We start from the raw sequence: 14487 nt of genomic DNA, 5'->3' as shown, positions 1-14487 counted from the left end.
AAACCAAAAAGTAATGTAGAATATATCGTACATGCATATATGGAGTCAACATAAAACATAAAAGAGGTGGGCATATGTTACTTGAAGAAGTAATGCAGCAACTAGAGGAATGTGGAACAGAACAAAATCGTAAAACGTTTAAAAATCATGGGGCGAAAGAGCCGTTATTCGGAGTTAGTTTTGCGAATTTAAAATTGTTAAAAAAGAAGATAAAAAAGGATCATGATTTAGCAATCTCATTATGGGAAACGAAAAATATGGATGCAATGACTTTAGCAACGATGATTTTAGATCCGAAGAAACTAACGCCAGAACAGCTAAATAGATGGGTTCAGGATGTTGATTATTATTGTTTAATGGACGTTCTTATGACAGCTATATGTACGTCGCCAATCGCGATAGAAAGAATGGAAGAATGGACGAAGTCTGATGATGAATGGATTGGAAGAGCAGGTTGGTCATTATTAGCGAATATCGCTATAAAAAATAAAACGTTAGACGATGACTTTTTCTTACCGTATTTAGAAGAGATTAAAGTTCATATACATAATGAAAAAAATCGAAAAAGAGAAGCGATGAATAGAGCTTTAATTGCGATAGGGGTTCGAAATGAAAGTTTAGAGCAACAAGCAATTGAAATCTCACGTGAAATTGGAAAAGTAGAAGTTGATCACGGTGCAACGTCATGCAAAACACCGGATGCAGAAGCTTATATCAAAAAGACACGAGAAAGAACTGAAAAAAAGAAACTAAAATAAGAGAAAGGGAAAGGATATGGAACCAATTGAAGCGGCATGAAGCATAATTGCATCACAATTTCCGAATTGTGATGTTGCTTTACTAGGGGGAAGTGTTGCTAGAGGAGAGGCTACGAAAACATCTGACCTTGATATTGTAATTTTCGACCAAAGTTTGTCATCTTGTTATAGAGAATCTTTCTATAGTAATGGGTGGCCTGTTGAAGTGTTTGTACATAATTTTGAAACGTATAAAACCTTTTTTAAAATGGATTGTGACCGCGGAAGACCTTCTTTACCGCAATTAGTATTAGAAGGGTTTGTTTTAAAAGGGAAGGTTGAAATTGTTGAGCGGTTAAAAAGAGAAGCGAATGATCTATTAATGAAGGGACCAGATAAATGGACCGAAGAAACGAAGAAGCAAAAGCGTTATTTTATTACGGATGCTTTGGATGACTTGATTGGTGCAACAAAGAGAGAAGAAGAGTTGTTTATCGCAAACTTATTAGCTGATTTAGTACATGAATATGTTTTGAGGGTAAATGGACAATGGCTTGGAAATTCAAAATGGTTCATTAGAGTGTTGAAAAGGTATGATGAAGTATATGCAGAGAAATTTGTTATGGTTTTCGATCACTTTTATAAAACAGGTGAGAAAAAGGAATTAATTGCTTTTATAGAAAAAACGTTAGAAGAGTATGGGGGAAGAATGTTCGAAGGATTTTCTATAGGGAAATGAGAAGGGGTAGCAAAATGAATTTACCAATTGTTCAATTAAGAGAACTATTACTAGATGATGTAGAAGATCGGTACAGGTGGTCATTAGATACAGAAGTAACAAAGCACTTAGTTGTACCAGATCAATATCCACCGTTCACTCGTGAAGATACGAGAAGGTGGATTGAAACGTGTATAAGTCGAAAGAATGGATATGAACAACGAGCTATTCTAACTGATAAGGGTATACACATTGGATGGGTAGATATTAAAAATTTCGATAAAACGAATAAAAATGCTGAACTAGGGATTGCTATTGGAAATAAAGAATATTGGGGTAAAGGATATGGAATGGCAGCTCTATACAGTATGTTACAAATTGGCTTTTCTGCATTCGAATTAGAAAAAATATGGCTACGAGTAGACGAAGATAATTTACAAGCTAGAAAGAGTTATGAAAAAGCAGGATTTGTTTGTGAAGGAATAATGAGAAATGATCGATTACGTCATGGTAAATTCATTCATCGCTATCGTTATAGTATGTTAAAAGAAGAATATCAATCAAATAGTCTATAAAAATATTATGTAAACTTAAAGGGGATAGAGAAATGATTCGATTACTTACTAAAGAAGATGCGGAAAAATATTGGGATTTACGCTTACAAGCATTACAAGTAAATCCAGAGGCGTTTATAACAACTTATGAAGAGGCAATCCGCCAGGAAAATCCTCTTGATCGAGTTGCAAGTAATTTAACATCTGCTACTAGTTGTACATTCGGTGCTTTTAATAAAGAAAATCAATTAATTGGAGTTGTCACTTTACTGACTGAAGAGAAAGAGGCATATAAGCATAAAGGTCATATCGTTGCGATGTATGTAGATGCACAAAACAGGCGGAACGGATTGGCACGTGAGTTAATAGCAAATGCCATTCAAAGAGCGCGAGATATAAAACTAGAGCAATTAACCTTAGGTGTTGTGTCCACAAACGAACCAGCAAAAAAATTGTACAAATCATTGGGCTTTAAAACGTATGGAATTGAAAAAAAAGCTATAAAGGTGAATGGTGTGTATAGTGATGATGAAAATATGGTGTTGTTTCTTTAAAGGAAGGATATTATCATGAAAGATCTCCATTTAGAAAAAGATATGAACCCCAACGTGGCAATTTTGTATGCGACTGTTCGGGATACATTTGAAAGATTGCAAAATTTAGTAGAAGGTACTGAAGAAAAAGAACTATCATATAAAGGGCCAGAAAATGATGAAAATAGTATTGGGCAATTACTTCAGCATTTAGCAGTTGTCGATTTGCATTGGGTATATCGTTTAAAGGGGGAAGAAGTGCCATCAGTATTTCAAAATACATATGGTCCTATGCTGAATGAAGAAGGAGAGCTTCCAAAGCTAAGAAAACATACGCTACAAGAGTTGATGCAAGACTATAAAGAAGTACAGATTATGTTTTATAAGGAATGTATGAAACTAATAGAAAATGATTTGCTTCGGGAGGTGTCCTATGAAAATAGCGAAACAGCGACTGTAAGATGGGGAATATGGCATATAGCGGATCATAATCGGTATCATCAAGCTCACATTAGTCGATTACGGAAGTTATATAAGAGAAGTAGACTACACGTGTGATGAGATTTTTGAATATTAATTATATTCATTTTGTTATATAGTAAAAGGAGAAACTATATAAGGGGTTTTAAGATGAAAGCTATTGCAATAGGGATATTGGCATCGTTTTTCTTTGCCTTTACCTTTGTGTTAAACCGATCGATGGACTTAGAAGGTGGAAGTTGGATTTGGAGTGCATCATTACGGTATTACTTTATGGTTCCCATGCTATTACTAATTGTCATGTATAGAGGGAACTTAAAGCAACTCTTTCAATATATGAAAAACAATCCGAAAGAATGGTTGTTATGGAGTATTGTTGGATTTGGTCTCTTTTATGCACCGCTTAGTTTTGCTGGTGCGTTTGGACCGGGGTGGCTCGTCGCTTCAACTTGGCAAATAACGATAGTTGCAGGGATTTTGTTAACACCATTTTTCGCGGTTGACCCATTACATAAAAAACTTCCAATGAAGGAATTAGTAATGTCAGGCATTATTTTATTCGGTGTTGTTCTTATGCAAGTAGAACACGCTTCTTCTTTAGGAATTCGTGAAACTGTTTTATGTGTAGTTCCTGTACTCATTGCAGCCTTTGCATATCCACTTGGAAATAGAAAGATGATGCAAGTTTGTAAGGGTGAATTAGATGTCTTCCAACGAGTTCTCGGTATGACATTAGCAAGTTTACCATTTTGGTTTTTACTATCTGGATATGAAGTTTCTACAAGTGGATTACCGTCAAGTAGCCAAGTTATCCAATGTTTTATTGTAGCGGTTAGCTCAGGTTTAATCGCAACAGTATTATTTTTCTTTGCAACAGATCTTGTAAAAGACGATCCGCAAAAATTAGCAACCGTTGAAGCGACACAGTCCGGTGAAGTTTTATTTGCACTAGTAGGAGAGCTTATCTGGCTATCTGCCCCAATTCCGTCTTCTTTATCTTGGATTGGAATGAGCCTCGTTATTGTCGGAATGATACTTCATAGCTATGTAGCTGTAGTTGTGAAAAAAGAAGAAAAAAGAACAGCGTAAAAAGATTAGCTCTTTTTTAATAAAGAGCTAGTCTTTTTTCATAAGAAAGGATATGGAAGTATGATGTTACAACGTGTTGAGCATTTAGAAATAGATCCGATTAAGAAAGTATTAAAGCATGCGACCGGTCCGAGTGAAGTAAGCTTAATTAAAGCAGTTTCATTGTATGAAAACGATCATGCAGTACTATATAAATATGGGAATATGGGGTGCATAGGTATTGTATTAATTGATACAAATAGAGCGAGAATGTGTCACATAGCTGTTGATGAAATATATCGTCATCAAGGAATTGCACTTCAAATGATAAGAGAAATAATTAGGAAGTATGAGTTGACATATATAGAGGCAGAGACAGACGAAGAGGCAGTCGAATTTTATAAAAAGTGTAGGTTTAAGATTAAAAGTCTGGGAGAAAAATATCCGGGGGTGGAAAGATTTCATTGCTATCTCGAGAATGAACAGTTTAAAAGTATGCGAAATATGTAATTTTACATATTTGGTTTAGTTTGAAAAAAACGATGATTACATTATATAATAAAGGTAATTGGTAAAATATAGATAAACAAGAAATTAGGTGTATAACACATGAGAATGGATAAAAGTAAATTTGTGAAAATTGCAGCTTCAATAGGAGTGTCATCTTTTTTATTAACAGGATGTGCTGATAATGATGAAGAGAGCGCACAAAAAGAAAGTAGTGCGGTAAAAACAGATGGTACGAAGCAAGAAAGCAAACAAGAAGCATTAAATTGTGATGATAAAGCGCCAACGACAGAAAATATAGAAAAAGAAGAATTATGTAGAGATAATAATTCACCTGCTTCATTTAATAATGAGAGCTCCCATCTGCCAATACTTCCGTTCGTTGCTGGCTATTTACTAGCAAGTAAGACGTCGAATATGTATAGTACTGCGAAACCAAATCTTACAAAGAAACCATATGCAAATAATATTATTCCATACCGTGAAAAAGATGAGCGAAGAAGTGGTGGGTATTACGGTGGCACTAGTAGAAATAATGATTCTTCAAAAAAAGTAGATTTAAATAAAGAACAACCGAATAGTTCAAATAAAGTAACAACAGATTCAAACACGTCAAAATCATCTACTACGCAAACGCCGAAAGTGAATTCTGGTTCAAGTGGAATTGGAAACGCAAAAGCACCAGCTGGATCCTAATTTGAAAGGATAATGGAGAAATGTATACAGAACAAGAACAGGAAGCGTATATGAAAGTATGGTTTTCTCTTGCAGAAGAGGCTAGTAGAAATGGATTTACGTGGCCAAGTCTTTTAGAGAATGAAGAATGGAATCAATATATGGCAACTGGTATGTACCGGATGCCAGTACGTACATATACTGCAATTTCTAAAGCGACGGAAGAAATTATGTATGTGTTATATAGAACGTATCAATATATTGTAAATACGACTGAAGATTTTCAAAAACTTGGATTCCCGCCTGAAACGTGGGAAATTGCGAGAATGAAACATACTGGTTTATTTTCATATTTTACAAGGTTTGACTTTATCGTAAATGGTGATGATATTAAATTAATAGAAGTAAATTGTGATACACCAACAGGTTATTTAGAACCGTCTGTCGCAAATGAAGTGTTGTGCCGTTATCACGATGTGAATCACCCGAATCACATTGAGGAGCATATTGTGCAGGCATGGGAACAAATTAAACACGACTATAATATAGGACATGAAGAAACGATATATTTTACTAGTTATGATTGGCACGATGAAGATCATCAAACAGTTCAATTTTTAAGAAGTTATTGCTTAGATCAGTCCACGGAATATGTTGGCATACAAGATATCGTCGTTGCAGATGATGGAATATATACGCCAAATGGAGAGCGAATCCATTATTTATATCGACTGTATCCAATTGAATATTTAGTTTCAGATGTTGATAAAAATGGGAAAAGAATCGGTCTACAATTTTTAAATCATATCGCACAAGGAAGAGTGCAAATTATCAATCCACCGGCTGCTTTTGTTATGCAAAACAAAAGTGTACTCGCATTAATTTGGAAGCTTTATGAAGAAGTGGTTTTCTTTGAAGAAGAAGAGCGTAATATTATTAATAAATACTTCCTACCAACATATTTTACAAATAAGCCATTTTTAGAAAGAAATGAATCATATGTTTCTAAACCTTTATACGGTCGAGAAGGTGGAGGAGTATCTATATACGAAAATGATGAACTATTAGCTGAAGATCAAACAGAGTATTATTTTGAACAACGAAAAATATATCAGCAATACGTAGACATGCCTGATTATACAATTGATACATGGGATGGACCGTATACTGGTAAACTTCTTATCGGTTCGCATTGTATTAGCGGAAGAGCAGCAGGACTGTTTTTACGAGTAGGAGAAAGAATAACCGGGAATTTATCAATGTTTACTGGGGTTACGATTGAAGGGTAGCAACAGTTGAATTAAAAAGTAATTAACAAATAGCCCATCATTTGTGATGGGTTATTTCATATTAGTATAAAGTATAAATTAAGATTGCTAGAGTGAAAATTTTTCATTGCTGTGATGTAACGCTTTCATTTTGTTTCATTTCAAAAATTTTCTTACCATCTTCATCTACTATTTTAATAAAATCTCTAAGTTTAGGCACACCGATATACATAACAGGGTTTTTATCTTTTCCTTTATTTTTTTCAATACGTAAGACGATAACTGATGTATCTTTTTCGTCTTTAACTTCTTTTACTGTAATTTTATCGTTTTTATACTTTTCTCCAAATGCTAAATATACCATTCTCTTTCCTTCACTAATACTATCATTTGAGTAATGAATCATAGTTGGATCTTCTTGTGCTTTTTCGTATAAGTTTGAAGGACCATATCCACCTTCGTTATATCTAGACTTTTCTAACACCCAAAAATCTTCATATTCATTATTAGAAAAAGTACAACCACTTAAGCTAATCATTCCTAATATGAAAAGGGGTAATATAATTTTCTTCATTGTGTTCACCTTCCTTTATTAATTTTAAATAAATATACCATAATTTAACTGTTTCAGATATGATAAGAACGATAGGTGTATAGTAATCTATATGATTATGTTAAAAATTAAGAAAAATATGATAATATATTTATGTATTAGTTTAAAGCAAAATGGGGGAACCATCGTGAAAATGAATGAAATAGTGGCGAGTACACAATTTCCAAATACAATTGAAACAATTACAAACGATTTAAAAGCATTAGGAGTAGAAAAAGGAATGACAATTATTGTTCATTCATCATTAAGTTCTCTCGGCTGGATATCCGGCGGGTCGGTGGCCGTAGTAGAGGCATTAATGAAGGTTGTTACGGAAGAAGGAACAATAATTATGCCAACACAGTCTTCGGATTTATCCGATCCGAAACATTGGGGAAGACCACCTGTACCAGAAGAATGGTGGCAAGTTATTAGAGATAGCGTTCCGGCATTTAACCCAAATACAACACCAACAAGGGCAATGGGGAAAATAGTTGAGTGTTTTCGTACATATCCGAATGTATCGCGCAGCAATCATCCGCTAGGAAGTTTTGCCGCATGGGGGAAAAATGCAGAGGAAATTACAATGAATCACTCGCTATCAATGAGCTTGGGAGAAGAATCACCGTTAAGAAAAATATATGATTTAGATGGATACATATTATTAATTGGAGTCGGATATGACTCCAATACGTCTATGCACCTATCTGAAGTACGTACAGGTGCACGGGAATTAATAAAAGTAGGTGCACCTATTATAGAAAACGGTGTAAGAGTATGGAAAGAGTTTGTTGAAATGGATTACGAGTCTGATACGTTTGTAGAAATTGGAGTAGAGTTCGAACGTAAAGGAACTGTTACTCTTGGGAAGATAGGAAATGCAACGTGCCGCTTTATGAAGCAACGTGATGTAGTTGATTTTGGTGTAGAGTGGTTTCGTACGAAAAATCAGTAAGGGATGGTTATGATGAAGGGGAAAAAGATATTAATTACGAGTGGTGGCTGCCTAGAAAAATGGGATCAAGTACGCGGACATACAAATTTAGCAAAAGGTACGATTGGGAGAATTATGGCGGAAGAGCTTATGGAAAAAGGAGCACATGTTATATATTTACACGGTTATTTTGCGGAGAAGCCAAGTGATGTAAATAACCAATTAGAATTGCACCCATTTGAGGGGATTATTGATTTACAAGATAAGATGAAAAGTATTATCACACATGAAAAAGTAGATGCAGTTATTATGGCTGCTGCTGGTTCAGATTGGGTTGTCGAAAAGATTTGTGACCAAGATGGAACTGTTCTTAATATGAACGGAAAGATTTCAAGTGATATCGCACCAATTATTCATTTTCAAAAAGCACCAAAAGTATTAAAACAAATAAAGAATTGGGATCCAGAAACGATACTCGTTGGCTTTAAACTTGAAAGTGATGTAAATGAAGCAGAACTTATTGAAAGAGCAAGCAAAAGGATGGAAGATGCAAAAGCGAGTGTAATGGTAGCGAACTCACCGCATTCTTTATATTCTCGCGGGGCTGTGCATCACGTTATTGGACAAGATGGTACTGTGAAGTTATGTAATGGGAAAGATGAAACTGCAAAAGAAATTGTCAATATGTTAGAGCATTTATGCAATCGTATTACTGCTATGGAAATTTAAGCTTTTAGAAAGAGCTGTAGTCGCATAGTATATAATGGAGTTAATATTAAATTAGTGGGGGAACGTATCTCTCATTAATTATTAAATTGAATCAATAGAATAGGCCATTAGCTGCTCGTAAATGTGTAATACATGATATATGCATAATGAACATTTTGTGAGGAGTGGATTCTATGGAACATTTATTAAAGCAAGCTATTAAACTTAGAAATGAAAAGAAATATGCGCAGTCTAGAGAGATCCTTATAGGATTAACAAACTTTACGAGGGATGCAGAAGTGCTATATCAATGCGCTTGGATACATGATGCCATGGGCCTTGAAATGGAGGCGGTTCCGTATTATGAACAGGCAATTGCGAACGGACTTGATGGTGAATCCCTTCGCGGTGCGTATATCGGTCTTGGCAGCACGTATCGTTGTATTGGGGAATACGATAAAGCGATCACAGTATTAGAAGCTGGGATGAAGAAGTTCCCAGAAAATGATGTGATGAAAGTGTTTTTATCACTAGCAAAATACAACGTGAAAGATCATGAAGAAGCGATGAAATTACTTTTAGAGACAGTTGTGAAAGCAGATGAGGTAAAAGAATTTGAACGTGCTATCTCATTTTATAAAGATAATTTAAATGAGGTCTTTAAATAAAGGAGAGAAGGAATGAATTCTTCAATTTCACGAAGGCGAAAAGGTGTGTGGATAGGGCTCGTAGCTGTAATTATGTTGTCGAATTATTTAGTATATGCCCTTCCAATTACACCAGCTGTACCAGAGGAAGTAGCGCTCGGTTCATTATTGGATTTTATATTTGTAATTCCAGTTATTACATATTTCATTATTATCCGAAAGCGATATTCGTTAACGTATATCTTTCCTGTCGTAATTGCTGGATACATATTCGCAAGATTTATTATCCCAAGCGATTATTTACAAGCCTATTCATTTGTTTCGTATATTATTGTGGCTGGAGAAATTGCCTTTATAGGGTTAGAGCTTTTCATCGTATATAAAATTATTAGAGCTCTTCCTAAAATAATGAAAATATATAAAGAGTACATAAGAGAATATCAATCATTCTCTTATGCGATTGATAAAGCATTTGACGCTACTATGAAAAGAAGTACAGCGGTGAATGTTATTCTTTCAGAGTGTAAACTACTTTATTATGCGTTTTTATCGTGGCGTGTAAAAGTACCAGAAAATGAATTCATATATTCATATCATAAAAAGACCGGTGCAATAGGTGTGTATATCATGATTATTCATGCAACATTAATTGAAAGTATCGGTTTTCATTATTTACTTCATCAATGGAATCCAATAATAGCTTGGATTTTACTCATCTTAAACATATATGCGATGTTTTATTTTTTAGCTGAAATACAAGCGATGCGTAAAAATCCAATTATCATTGCGGAAGAAAAAGTAATTATTCAAATTGGATTAGGAAAGAAAATCGTTATACCATTTACACAAATTGATAACATTGTGTTTTATAAAGGCGAACCTTTAACGAAAGAAGAAGAGAAAGAGGTTCTTGACGCAACTGTTATGGAATTTATAAAAGAACCTGCAACTTTTGAAATAACGTTAAAAGAGCCAATTAAAGCACAGTTGTTATATGGATTTTCTAAAACAGTAAGTCGTGTTCACTTAAATGTAGATGATGAACGGAAATTTTATGATGTTCTTAAGGGAAAGTTAAAACATGAGTAAAAATAGTGAGAAATAAAAAAACTCGCAGGTTACTAGCTTGCGGGTTTTCGTCGTAAACAATTAAAAAATATGATAAAATTAAGAGGTAACTTATGGTACGGTTGGTTGTTCAATTATCACTTCTCTGAGTAGGAGGGGGGTGATAATAAGTGAGTGAAATTGCGTTGTTACTGCAAGGTGGACTGTTTCTCATTGCATTGTTAACGTTTATTGTCGTCTTAATTGACAAGCTCAAAAAATAACAACCCACCTATGCCTATAGAATGTGGGTTGTTGTGTTTGTACGAAACAAATAGGATAAATGAACAATCCAATCTGCTAAGTTACGTGGACTAGTGTGTAGCCGCACACTAGTCTTTTTTATTTATATACAGTTTTTAATTGTTTTATGTGATTGTATTGTTCTTTTCACACTCATTATAACACAGTGTCTTTTCATGAAGAAAGGAGACCGTATGTTCTCGTATGGATTAAATGGAACGTGTAGTTTCTTTAAATAGCCCATCCATATACTGTTTTAAACTTTCCACAAAAAATCCTTTTTTGTCTACATTATTTACGCCGACAATTGGTGATGGAAGATTGTATCTCTCTTCTGATAAATGAACAACAACATCAAAAATATCAAATAGGCGAATGAAGCAGAACAGACCGTCTTTATCACTAAGTAAAATAAAATAATGGTTTTCGCTCGTTGTATTTAATGTATTCCATAAAGAGCTTTTGCTTAAGTCACGAACGATACTCTTTTCCTTTAATTCCATGAAATCGGCATTTAATAGAATGGTAGAAATATCAATCGCATCTGGATCGTCAAAGTAGCCATCAATTGTTTGTACAGCAAAAGTATAAGCCATTTTTAATACACTCATTTTATATTTACGGTTATCTAAAAGCAATTCACGTTGAATAGAACTAGCTACTTTTGTTACGCGCTCTTCTTTCCAAATTTCATTATGTAATGAAATATCGTGCTTTTTACATAGCTTCATAATTAATGCATTAGAATAAAGTATCTCATCACTTACTTCGACTACATCTGTCTCAGCGGCTGCTAGCTCCTCACCATGTTCATTCGTATAGAGAGGGGAGTCGATTTGTTTTTTCATTTGCTCAATCTTATATTGACTTAATTTATGTCTAATTAAAGGACGGTCAATATTTGTTGTCATATGTTCATGACAGGAATCACAAATTGAGTTTGTGAAATAATATCCACATAATATCTCTGGAATGACATATTGTTCACTAAGTTCTTTCGTATCTTTTCTGCAAATGATGCATTGTGTCATATTTATCACCTTTACCTGCAAATTTGTCTGTAATCTCATTGTAGTGTATTTAATGGGATTTTGGAATATTGTAAAAGAAAATATTATGTGAAATCTAAGTTTAATTTGGTACAATGAAGAGAAGTGCTAGTTTAAAGGAGGACGTTTTTTTGAAATCGAAAGTGCACTTTTGGACATTAGAAGTGCTGATGGTTGTAGGAATTATATTTATTTGCACAAAAATATCGTTTCTATTTCAACCGATTGGTATCTTCATATCAACATTATTTTTCCCAATTTTAATCGCGTTATTTTTATACTTCATATTTAACCCATTGTTAGTCTTTTTGGAGAATAAAAAAGTTCCTAGAGGTTTAGCGATTTTACTACTGTATCTCTTTATCATCACATTAACTGGAGTTGCTATTGGAGTAGTTGTTCCAACCATCTCACAACAGCTAATGGATTTAGTGAAAAACATGCCGACTTATATAAAAGAGGGAAAAGTATACATACAAGATCTATCCCATCATAGGTTATTTGAATGGTTATCTACACAAAACTACGTTTCCATTGAAACAATTGAGAAAAATGCGATTGAATACTTAAAGGGTATACCAAACACAATTACGTCGAGTGCAACGGCTTTATTTGGTATTATCACGAACGTGGCGTTAGTTATCTTTACAGTACCGTTCATTTTATTTTATATGTTTAAAGATGGACATGCATTTCCAGGAAAAGCTGTTAGTGTATTACCAGAGTCTTACCGTGAAGAAGGACTTCGTATCATAAAGGAAACGAACGAAACATTATCTGCATATATTCAAGGTCAAGCGCTCGTTTGTTTATTTATAGGTGCTTTTACATTTACTGGTTATTTAATTATCGGTTTACCGTATGCTTTCGTTTTAGGAATTATCGCAGCATTTACAAATATAATTCCGAACTTAGGTCCATTTATCGGAGCAGCACCAGCTGTCATTATAGGTCTGTTCGTATCTCCGATGCAAGCTTTGTACGTAATTATTATAGTAACAATCGTACAACAGTTTGAAAGTAACATCATTTCACCGCGTATTATGAGTTCAAAATTAAATATCCATCCGTTAACAATTATCATCCTTATTTTAGGGGTAGGTAATTTCGCGGGAATTATCGGAATGATTTTAGCAGTACCAGCTTATGCGGTAACAAAAACAGTTGTTTCGAACTTAGTGAGATTGTTTAAGACGAAACGAAGTAAACGGAAATAGAATATGTTGAGAAAGATACACCGCTTAATAAAAAGAGGTGTATCTTTTATTTTTTTGAGTGTATGAAATACTTATTATTATATATTTTTTACACATCAAATCAGGTGGTGAATTTTTGTTAAATAAACTATGTGGAATCCCTCTGAACTATCCAAATCATTTCTTTACACCGCGTTATTAACATCATAATCGACTCCTTTCATTTCTAATATAAGTTCAAACAATTATAGGTGAGTGTAGTACTTGCTTCTACGATCACGAATTTCATCTATAATCTTTTTATACTGTTTCTCTTGTTTTGCTTCATTTGCAGATATAGTTTCTTTTTGAATCGTAATGGTTAAAAAGAAAAGGTGAAACTTCATACATGAATTCCTCCTTTCGAATAGGAATTACAGGTGACTACAATAATGACTTTGTCGTTCTTTTACGTTGTCCATAGCCTGTTCAATTTGTCGGTCATGAAGCATATCAGACTCAGACAGTTTATTTTTTTGAATGGTAATAGTTAAAAATAATACTCTGAATTTCATTGGATATTACCCCTTTATAATTTATTTAGTAAAGACGATTGTAATAAGAGGACTGACGCTCTTTTACTCCGTCCATAATATTTTTAATTTGTTGTTCGCGAGAAATTTCATCTTTTGAAAGTTTACGTTTTTGAATGGTAATCGTTAAAAAGAAAGCTTTAAATTTCATTAGGTTTTTGCCCCTTTAAAAAATATTTTTAATACATTTGTGTATAATACGAACTTTTAATGTCCGTTATTTTATCCATAGTTTGTTTTAATTGTTGTTTACGAAAGATTTCAGCTTCAGATAACGTTTTTTTCTGAAGTGCTGTCGTAAAAAAGAAAATATGAAAAGTCATAGACGAATTCCTCCTTTCGAAAAGGAATTACAGGTGATCACAATAAAGCACTTGGCGTTCCTTAACATCATTCATAGCTTTTGCAATTTGCTCATTATGAAGAATTTCAGCTTTGGAAAGTGCATTTCTTTGAATCGTAATACTTAAAAACAATACGCTAATAGTCATCGAATGTTGCTCCTTTCTTAAAAAAATAATGTAAGAGACTAAAAAATCGCACAAAAAAGCCACAGGAAGATATCGTTCTCCTATGGCTAGGCGTGAAAAAGCCACAGGAAAGTATACGACCTCCTGTGGCGAATTTATGAATTAAAAGAAATAAAGTACGATTTTTAATTCTCCATTAGGGTGGTCGAATTCATATTTAATTGTCCGAAAAACACAGGTGCAGTTAACGCTAAAGTTAAAGCATGTAATTGTAATTTCATCATTTCCTTCGACCTCCTTTTAGAATATTTTTCTTACGTTAGTAAGTATATACAATTAATGGATAATTGTAAACATAAAAATTGAAAATTTTTAATTTTGATTAAAATGCGTATATTTTAAAGGGTTTTTAAGGGATACATTGTATAG

At 33.8% G+C, this 14487-nt stretch carries 22 protein-coding genes; 15 read left to right on the top strand and 7 right to left on the bottom strand.

Annotated elements, in window-relative coordinates:
• Window positions 1-74: 74 nt before the first annotated feature.
• The 9 genes from CQZ94_RS08485 (at window position 75) to CQZ94_RS08445 (ending at window position 6561) form a co-directional block, all read left to right on the top strand.
• Window positions 75-758 (top strand): DNA alkylation repair protein, encoded by a 684-nt coding sequence (locus tag CQZ94_RS08485; protein WP_105585026.1) that lies wholly within the window; start codon window positions 75-77, stop codon window positions 756-758.
• A 43-nt stretch (window positions 759-801) separates the two neighbouring features.
• The gene (locus tag CQZ94_RS08480; protein WP_258166013.1) at window positions 802-1476 is read left to right on the top strand and encodes a nucleotidyltransferase domain-containing protein; all 675 of its coding nucleotides are present in this window, start codon (window positions 802-804) and stop codon (window positions 1474-1476) included.
• Window positions 1477-1490: 14 nt separating this feature from the next.
• Entirely contained in the window at window positions 1491-2030 is a 540-nt protein-coding gene (locus CQZ94_RS08475; protein WP_105585025.1) for a GNAT family N-acetyltransferase, read from the top strand.
• A gap of 32 nt (window positions 2031-2062) precedes the next feature.
• Window positions 2063-2563: a GNAT family N-acetyltransferase gene (locus tag CQZ94_RS08470; protein WP_105585024.1), complete on the top strand. Its 501-nt coding sequence runs from the start codon at window positions 2063-2065 to the stop codon at window positions 2561-2563.
• 15 nt (window positions 2564-2578) lie between these two features.
• Complete coding sequence (locus CQZ94_RS08465) at window positions 2579-3100, top strand: DinB family protein (RefSeq protein ID WP_105585023.1); 522 nt, start codon at window positions 2579-2581, stop codon at window positions 3098-3100.
• A 72-nt stretch (window positions 3101-3172) separates the two neighbouring features.
• Window positions 3173-4111: a DMT family transporter gene (locus tag CQZ94_RS08460; RefSeq protein WP_105585022.1), complete on the top strand. Its 939-nt coding sequence runs from the start codon at window positions 3173-3175 to the stop codon at window positions 4109-4111.
• Window positions 4112-4174: 63 nt separating this feature from the next.
• Window positions 4175-4600, top strand: coding sequence for a GNAT family N-acetyltransferase (locus CQZ94_RS08455; protein ID WP_105585141.1), 426 nt, complete (start codon window positions 4175-4177; stop codon window positions 4598-4600).
• A 99-nt stretch (window positions 4601-4699) separates the two neighbouring features.
• Window positions 4700-5293 (top strand): hypothetical protein, encoded by a 594-nt coding sequence (locus CQZ94_RS08450; RefSeq protein WP_105585021.1) that lies wholly within the window; start codon window positions 4700-4702, stop codon window positions 5291-5293.
• A gap of 20 nt (window positions 5294-5313) precedes the next feature.
• A complete protein-coding gene (locus CQZ94_RS08445) occupies window positions 5314-6561 on the top strand; it encodes a glutathionylspermidine synthase family protein (protein WP_105585020.1) in 1248 nt (415 codons plus the stop codon).
• 103 nt (window positions 6562-6664) lie between these two features.
• Here the strand turns inward: CQZ94_RS08445 and CQZ94_RS08440 are convergent, their stop codons facing one another.
• Entirely contained in the window at window positions 6665-7114 is a 450-nt protein-coding gene (locus CQZ94_RS08440; protein ID WP_105585019.1) for a hypothetical protein, read from the bottom strand.
• 172 nt (window positions 7115-7286) lie between these two features.
• On the opposite strand from CQZ94_RS08440, the gene CQZ94_RS08435 reads away from it, so the two are divergent.
• From CQZ94_RS08435 to CQZ94_RS31510, 5 genes are all read left to right on the top strand, one after another.
• Window positions 7287-8087 (top strand): AAC(3) family N-acetyltransferase, encoded by an 801-nt coding sequence (locus CQZ94_RS08435; protein ID WP_181149465.1) that lies wholly within the window; start codon window positions 7287-7289, stop codon window positions 8085-8087.
• 12 nt (window positions 8088-8099) lie between these two features.
• On the top strand, window positions 8100-8795 hold the full coding sequence (locus tag CQZ94_RS08430) for a phosphopantothenoylcysteine decarboxylase domain-containing protein (RefSeq protein ID WP_105585017.1): 696 nt from the start codon (window positions 8100-8102) through the stop codon (window positions 8793-8795).
• A gap of 173 nt (window positions 8796-8968) precedes the next feature.
• A complete protein-coding gene (locus CQZ94_RS08425; protein ID WP_142395782.1) occupies window positions 8969-9442 on the top strand; it encodes a tetratricopeptide repeat protein in 474 nt (157 codons plus the stop codon).
• A gap of 12 nt (window positions 9443-9454) precedes the next feature.
• The gene (locus CQZ94_RS08420; protein WP_105585015.1) at window positions 9455-10510 is read left to right on the top strand and encodes a hypothetical protein; all 1056 of its coding nucleotides are present in this window, start codon (window positions 9455-9457) and stop codon (window positions 10508-10510) included.
• A 149-nt stretch (window positions 10511-10659) separates the two neighbouring features.
• Window positions 10660-10752 (top strand): putative holin-like toxin, encoded by a 93-nt coding sequence (locus CQZ94_RS31510; RefSeq protein ID WP_001289318.1) that lies wholly within the window; start codon window positions 10660-10662, stop codon window positions 10750-10752.
• 228 nt (window positions 10753-10980) lie between these two features.
• Here CQZ94_RS31510 and CQZ94_RS08410 read toward each other — a convergent pair whose 3' ends face one another.
• A complete protein-coding gene (locus tag CQZ94_RS08410; protein ID WP_105585014.1) occupies window positions 10981-11802 on the bottom strand; it encodes an HNH endonuclease in 822 nt (273 codons plus the stop codon).
• 149 nt (window positions 11803-11951) lie between these two features.
• Between CQZ94_RS08410 and CQZ94_RS08405 the strand changes: the two genes are divergently transcribed.
• Window positions 11952-13037: an AI-2E family transporter gene (locus CQZ94_RS08405; protein ID WP_105585013.1), complete on the top strand. Its 1086-nt coding sequence runs from the start codon at window positions 11952-11954 to the stop codon at window positions 13035-13037.
• A 224-nt stretch (window positions 13038-13261) separates the two neighbouring features.
• Here CQZ94_RS08405 and CQZ94_RS08400 read toward each other — a convergent pair whose 3' ends face one another.
• From CQZ94_RS08400 to CQZ94_RS08380, 5 genes are read right to left on the bottom strand one after another with little or no spacing between them, the layout of a single operon-like run.
• On the bottom strand, window positions 13262-13402 hold the full coding sequence (locus CQZ94_RS08400) for a YrzI family small protein (RefSeq protein ID WP_002142199.1): 141 nt from the start codon (window positions 13400-13402) through the stop codon (window positions 13262-13264).
• A gap of 27 nt (window positions 13403-13429) precedes the next feature.
• Complete coding sequence (locus tag CQZ94_RS08395) at window positions 13430-13570, bottom strand: YrzI family small protein (protein ID WP_002147207.1); 141 nt, start codon at window positions 13568-13570, stop codon at window positions 13430-13432.
• Window positions 13571-13595: 25 nt separating this feature from the next.
• The gene (locus CQZ94_RS08390) at window positions 13596-13739 is read right to left on the bottom strand and encodes a YrzI family small protein (protein WP_016100548.1); all 144 of its coding nucleotides are present in this window, start codon (window positions 13737-13739) and stop codon (window positions 13596-13598) included.
• A gap of 28 nt (window positions 13740-13767) precedes the next feature.
• On the bottom strand, window positions 13768-13911 hold the full coding sequence (locus CQZ94_RS08385) for a YrzI family small protein (RefSeq protein ID WP_000142704.1): 144 nt from the start codon (window positions 13909-13911) through the stop codon (window positions 13768-13770).
• Between the two features lie 27 nt (window positions 13912-13938).
• Window positions 13939-14079 carry a YrzI family small protein gene (locus tag CQZ94_RS08380; RefSeq protein ID WP_105585012.1) on the bottom strand — a complete coding sequence of 47 codons (141 nt, stop codon included), beginning with the start codon at window positions 14077-14079 and terminating at the stop codon, window positions 13939-13941.
• Between the last annotated feature and the right edge of the window lie 408 nt (window positions 14080-14487).

Origin of the sequence: Bacillus sp. MYb209, assembly GCF_002975175.1 — a bacterium.
Classification (GTDB): Bacteria; Bacillota; Bacilli; order Bacillales; family Bacillaceae_G; genus Bacillus_A.
Note: the sequence above shows the minus strand (reverse complement) of the source record. Positions and strands in the feature narration are given on the sequence as shown.

Coding starts and splice junctions, on each gene's coding strand:
- CQZ94_RS08485 (WP_105585026.1), top strand. CDS start 75: ATGTTACTTGAAGAAGTAATGCAGCAACTAGAGGAATGTGGAACAGAA.
- CQZ94_RS08475 (WP_105585025.1), top strand. CDS start 1,491: ATGAATTTACCAATTGTTCAATTAAGAGAACTATTACTAGATGATGTA.
- CQZ94_RS08470 (WP_105585024.1), top strand. CDS start 2,063: ATGATTCGATTACTTACTAAAGAAGATGCGGAAAAATATTGGGATTTA.
- CQZ94_RS08465 (WP_105585023.1), top strand. CDS start 2,579: ATGAAAGATCTCCATTTAGAAAAAGATATGAACCCCAACGTGGCAATT.
- CQZ94_RS08460 (WP_105585022.1), top strand. CDS start 3,173: ATGAAAGCTATTGCAATAGGGATATTGGCATCGTTTTTCTTTGCCTTT.
- CQZ94_RS08455 (WP_105585141.1), top strand. CDS start 4,175: ATGTTACAACGTGTTGAGCATTTAGAAATAGATCCGATTAAGAAAGTA.
- CQZ94_RS08450 (WP_105585021.1), top strand. CDS start 4,700: ATGAGAATGGATAAAAGTAAATTTGTGAAAATTGCAGCTTCAATAGGA.
- CQZ94_RS08445 (WP_105585020.1), top strand. CDS start 5,314: ATGTATACAGAACAAGAACAGGAAGCGTATATGAAAGTATGGTTTTCT.
- CQZ94_RS08440 (WP_105585019.1), bottom strand. CDS start 7,114: ATGAAGAAAATTATATTACCCCTTTTCATATTAGGAATGATTAGCTTA.
- CQZ94_RS08435 (WP_181149465.1), top strand. CDS start 7,287: ATGAATGAAATAGTGGCGAGTACACAATTTCCAAATACAATTGAAACA.
- CQZ94_RS08430 (WP_105585017.1), top strand. CDS start 8,100: ATGAAGGGGAAAAAGATATTAATTACGAGTGGTGGCTGCCTAGAAAAA.
- CQZ94_RS08425 (WP_142395782.1), top strand. CDS start 8,969: ATGGAACATTTATTAAAGCAAGCTATTAAACTTAGAAATGAAAAGAAA.
- CQZ94_RS08420 (WP_105585015.1), top strand. CDS start 9,455: ATGAATTCTTCAATTTCACGAAGGCGAAAAGGTGTGTGGATAGGGCTC.
- CQZ94_RS08410 (WP_105585014.1), bottom strand. CDS start 11,802: ATGACACAATGCATCATTTGCAGAAAAGATACGAAAGAACTTAGTGAA.
- CQZ94_RS08400 (WP_002142199.1), bottom strand. CDS start 13,402: ATGAAGTTTCACCTTTTCTTTTTAACCATTACGATTCAAAAAGAAACT.
- CQZ94_RS08395 (WP_002147207.1), bottom strand. CDS start 13,570: ATGAAATTCAGAGTATTATTTTTAACTATTACCATTCAAAAAAATAAA.
- CQZ94_RS08390 (WP_016100548.1), bottom strand. CDS start 13,739: ATGAAATTTAAAGCTTTCTTTTTAACGATTACCATTCAAAAACGTAAA.
- CQZ94_RS08385 (WP_000142704.1), bottom strand. CDS start 13,911: ATGACTTTTCATATTTTCTTTTTTACGACAGCACTTCAGAAAAAAACG.
- CQZ94_RS08380 (WP_105585012.1), bottom strand. CDS start 14,079: ATGACTATTAGCGTATTGTTTTTAAGTATTACGATTCAAAGAAATGCA.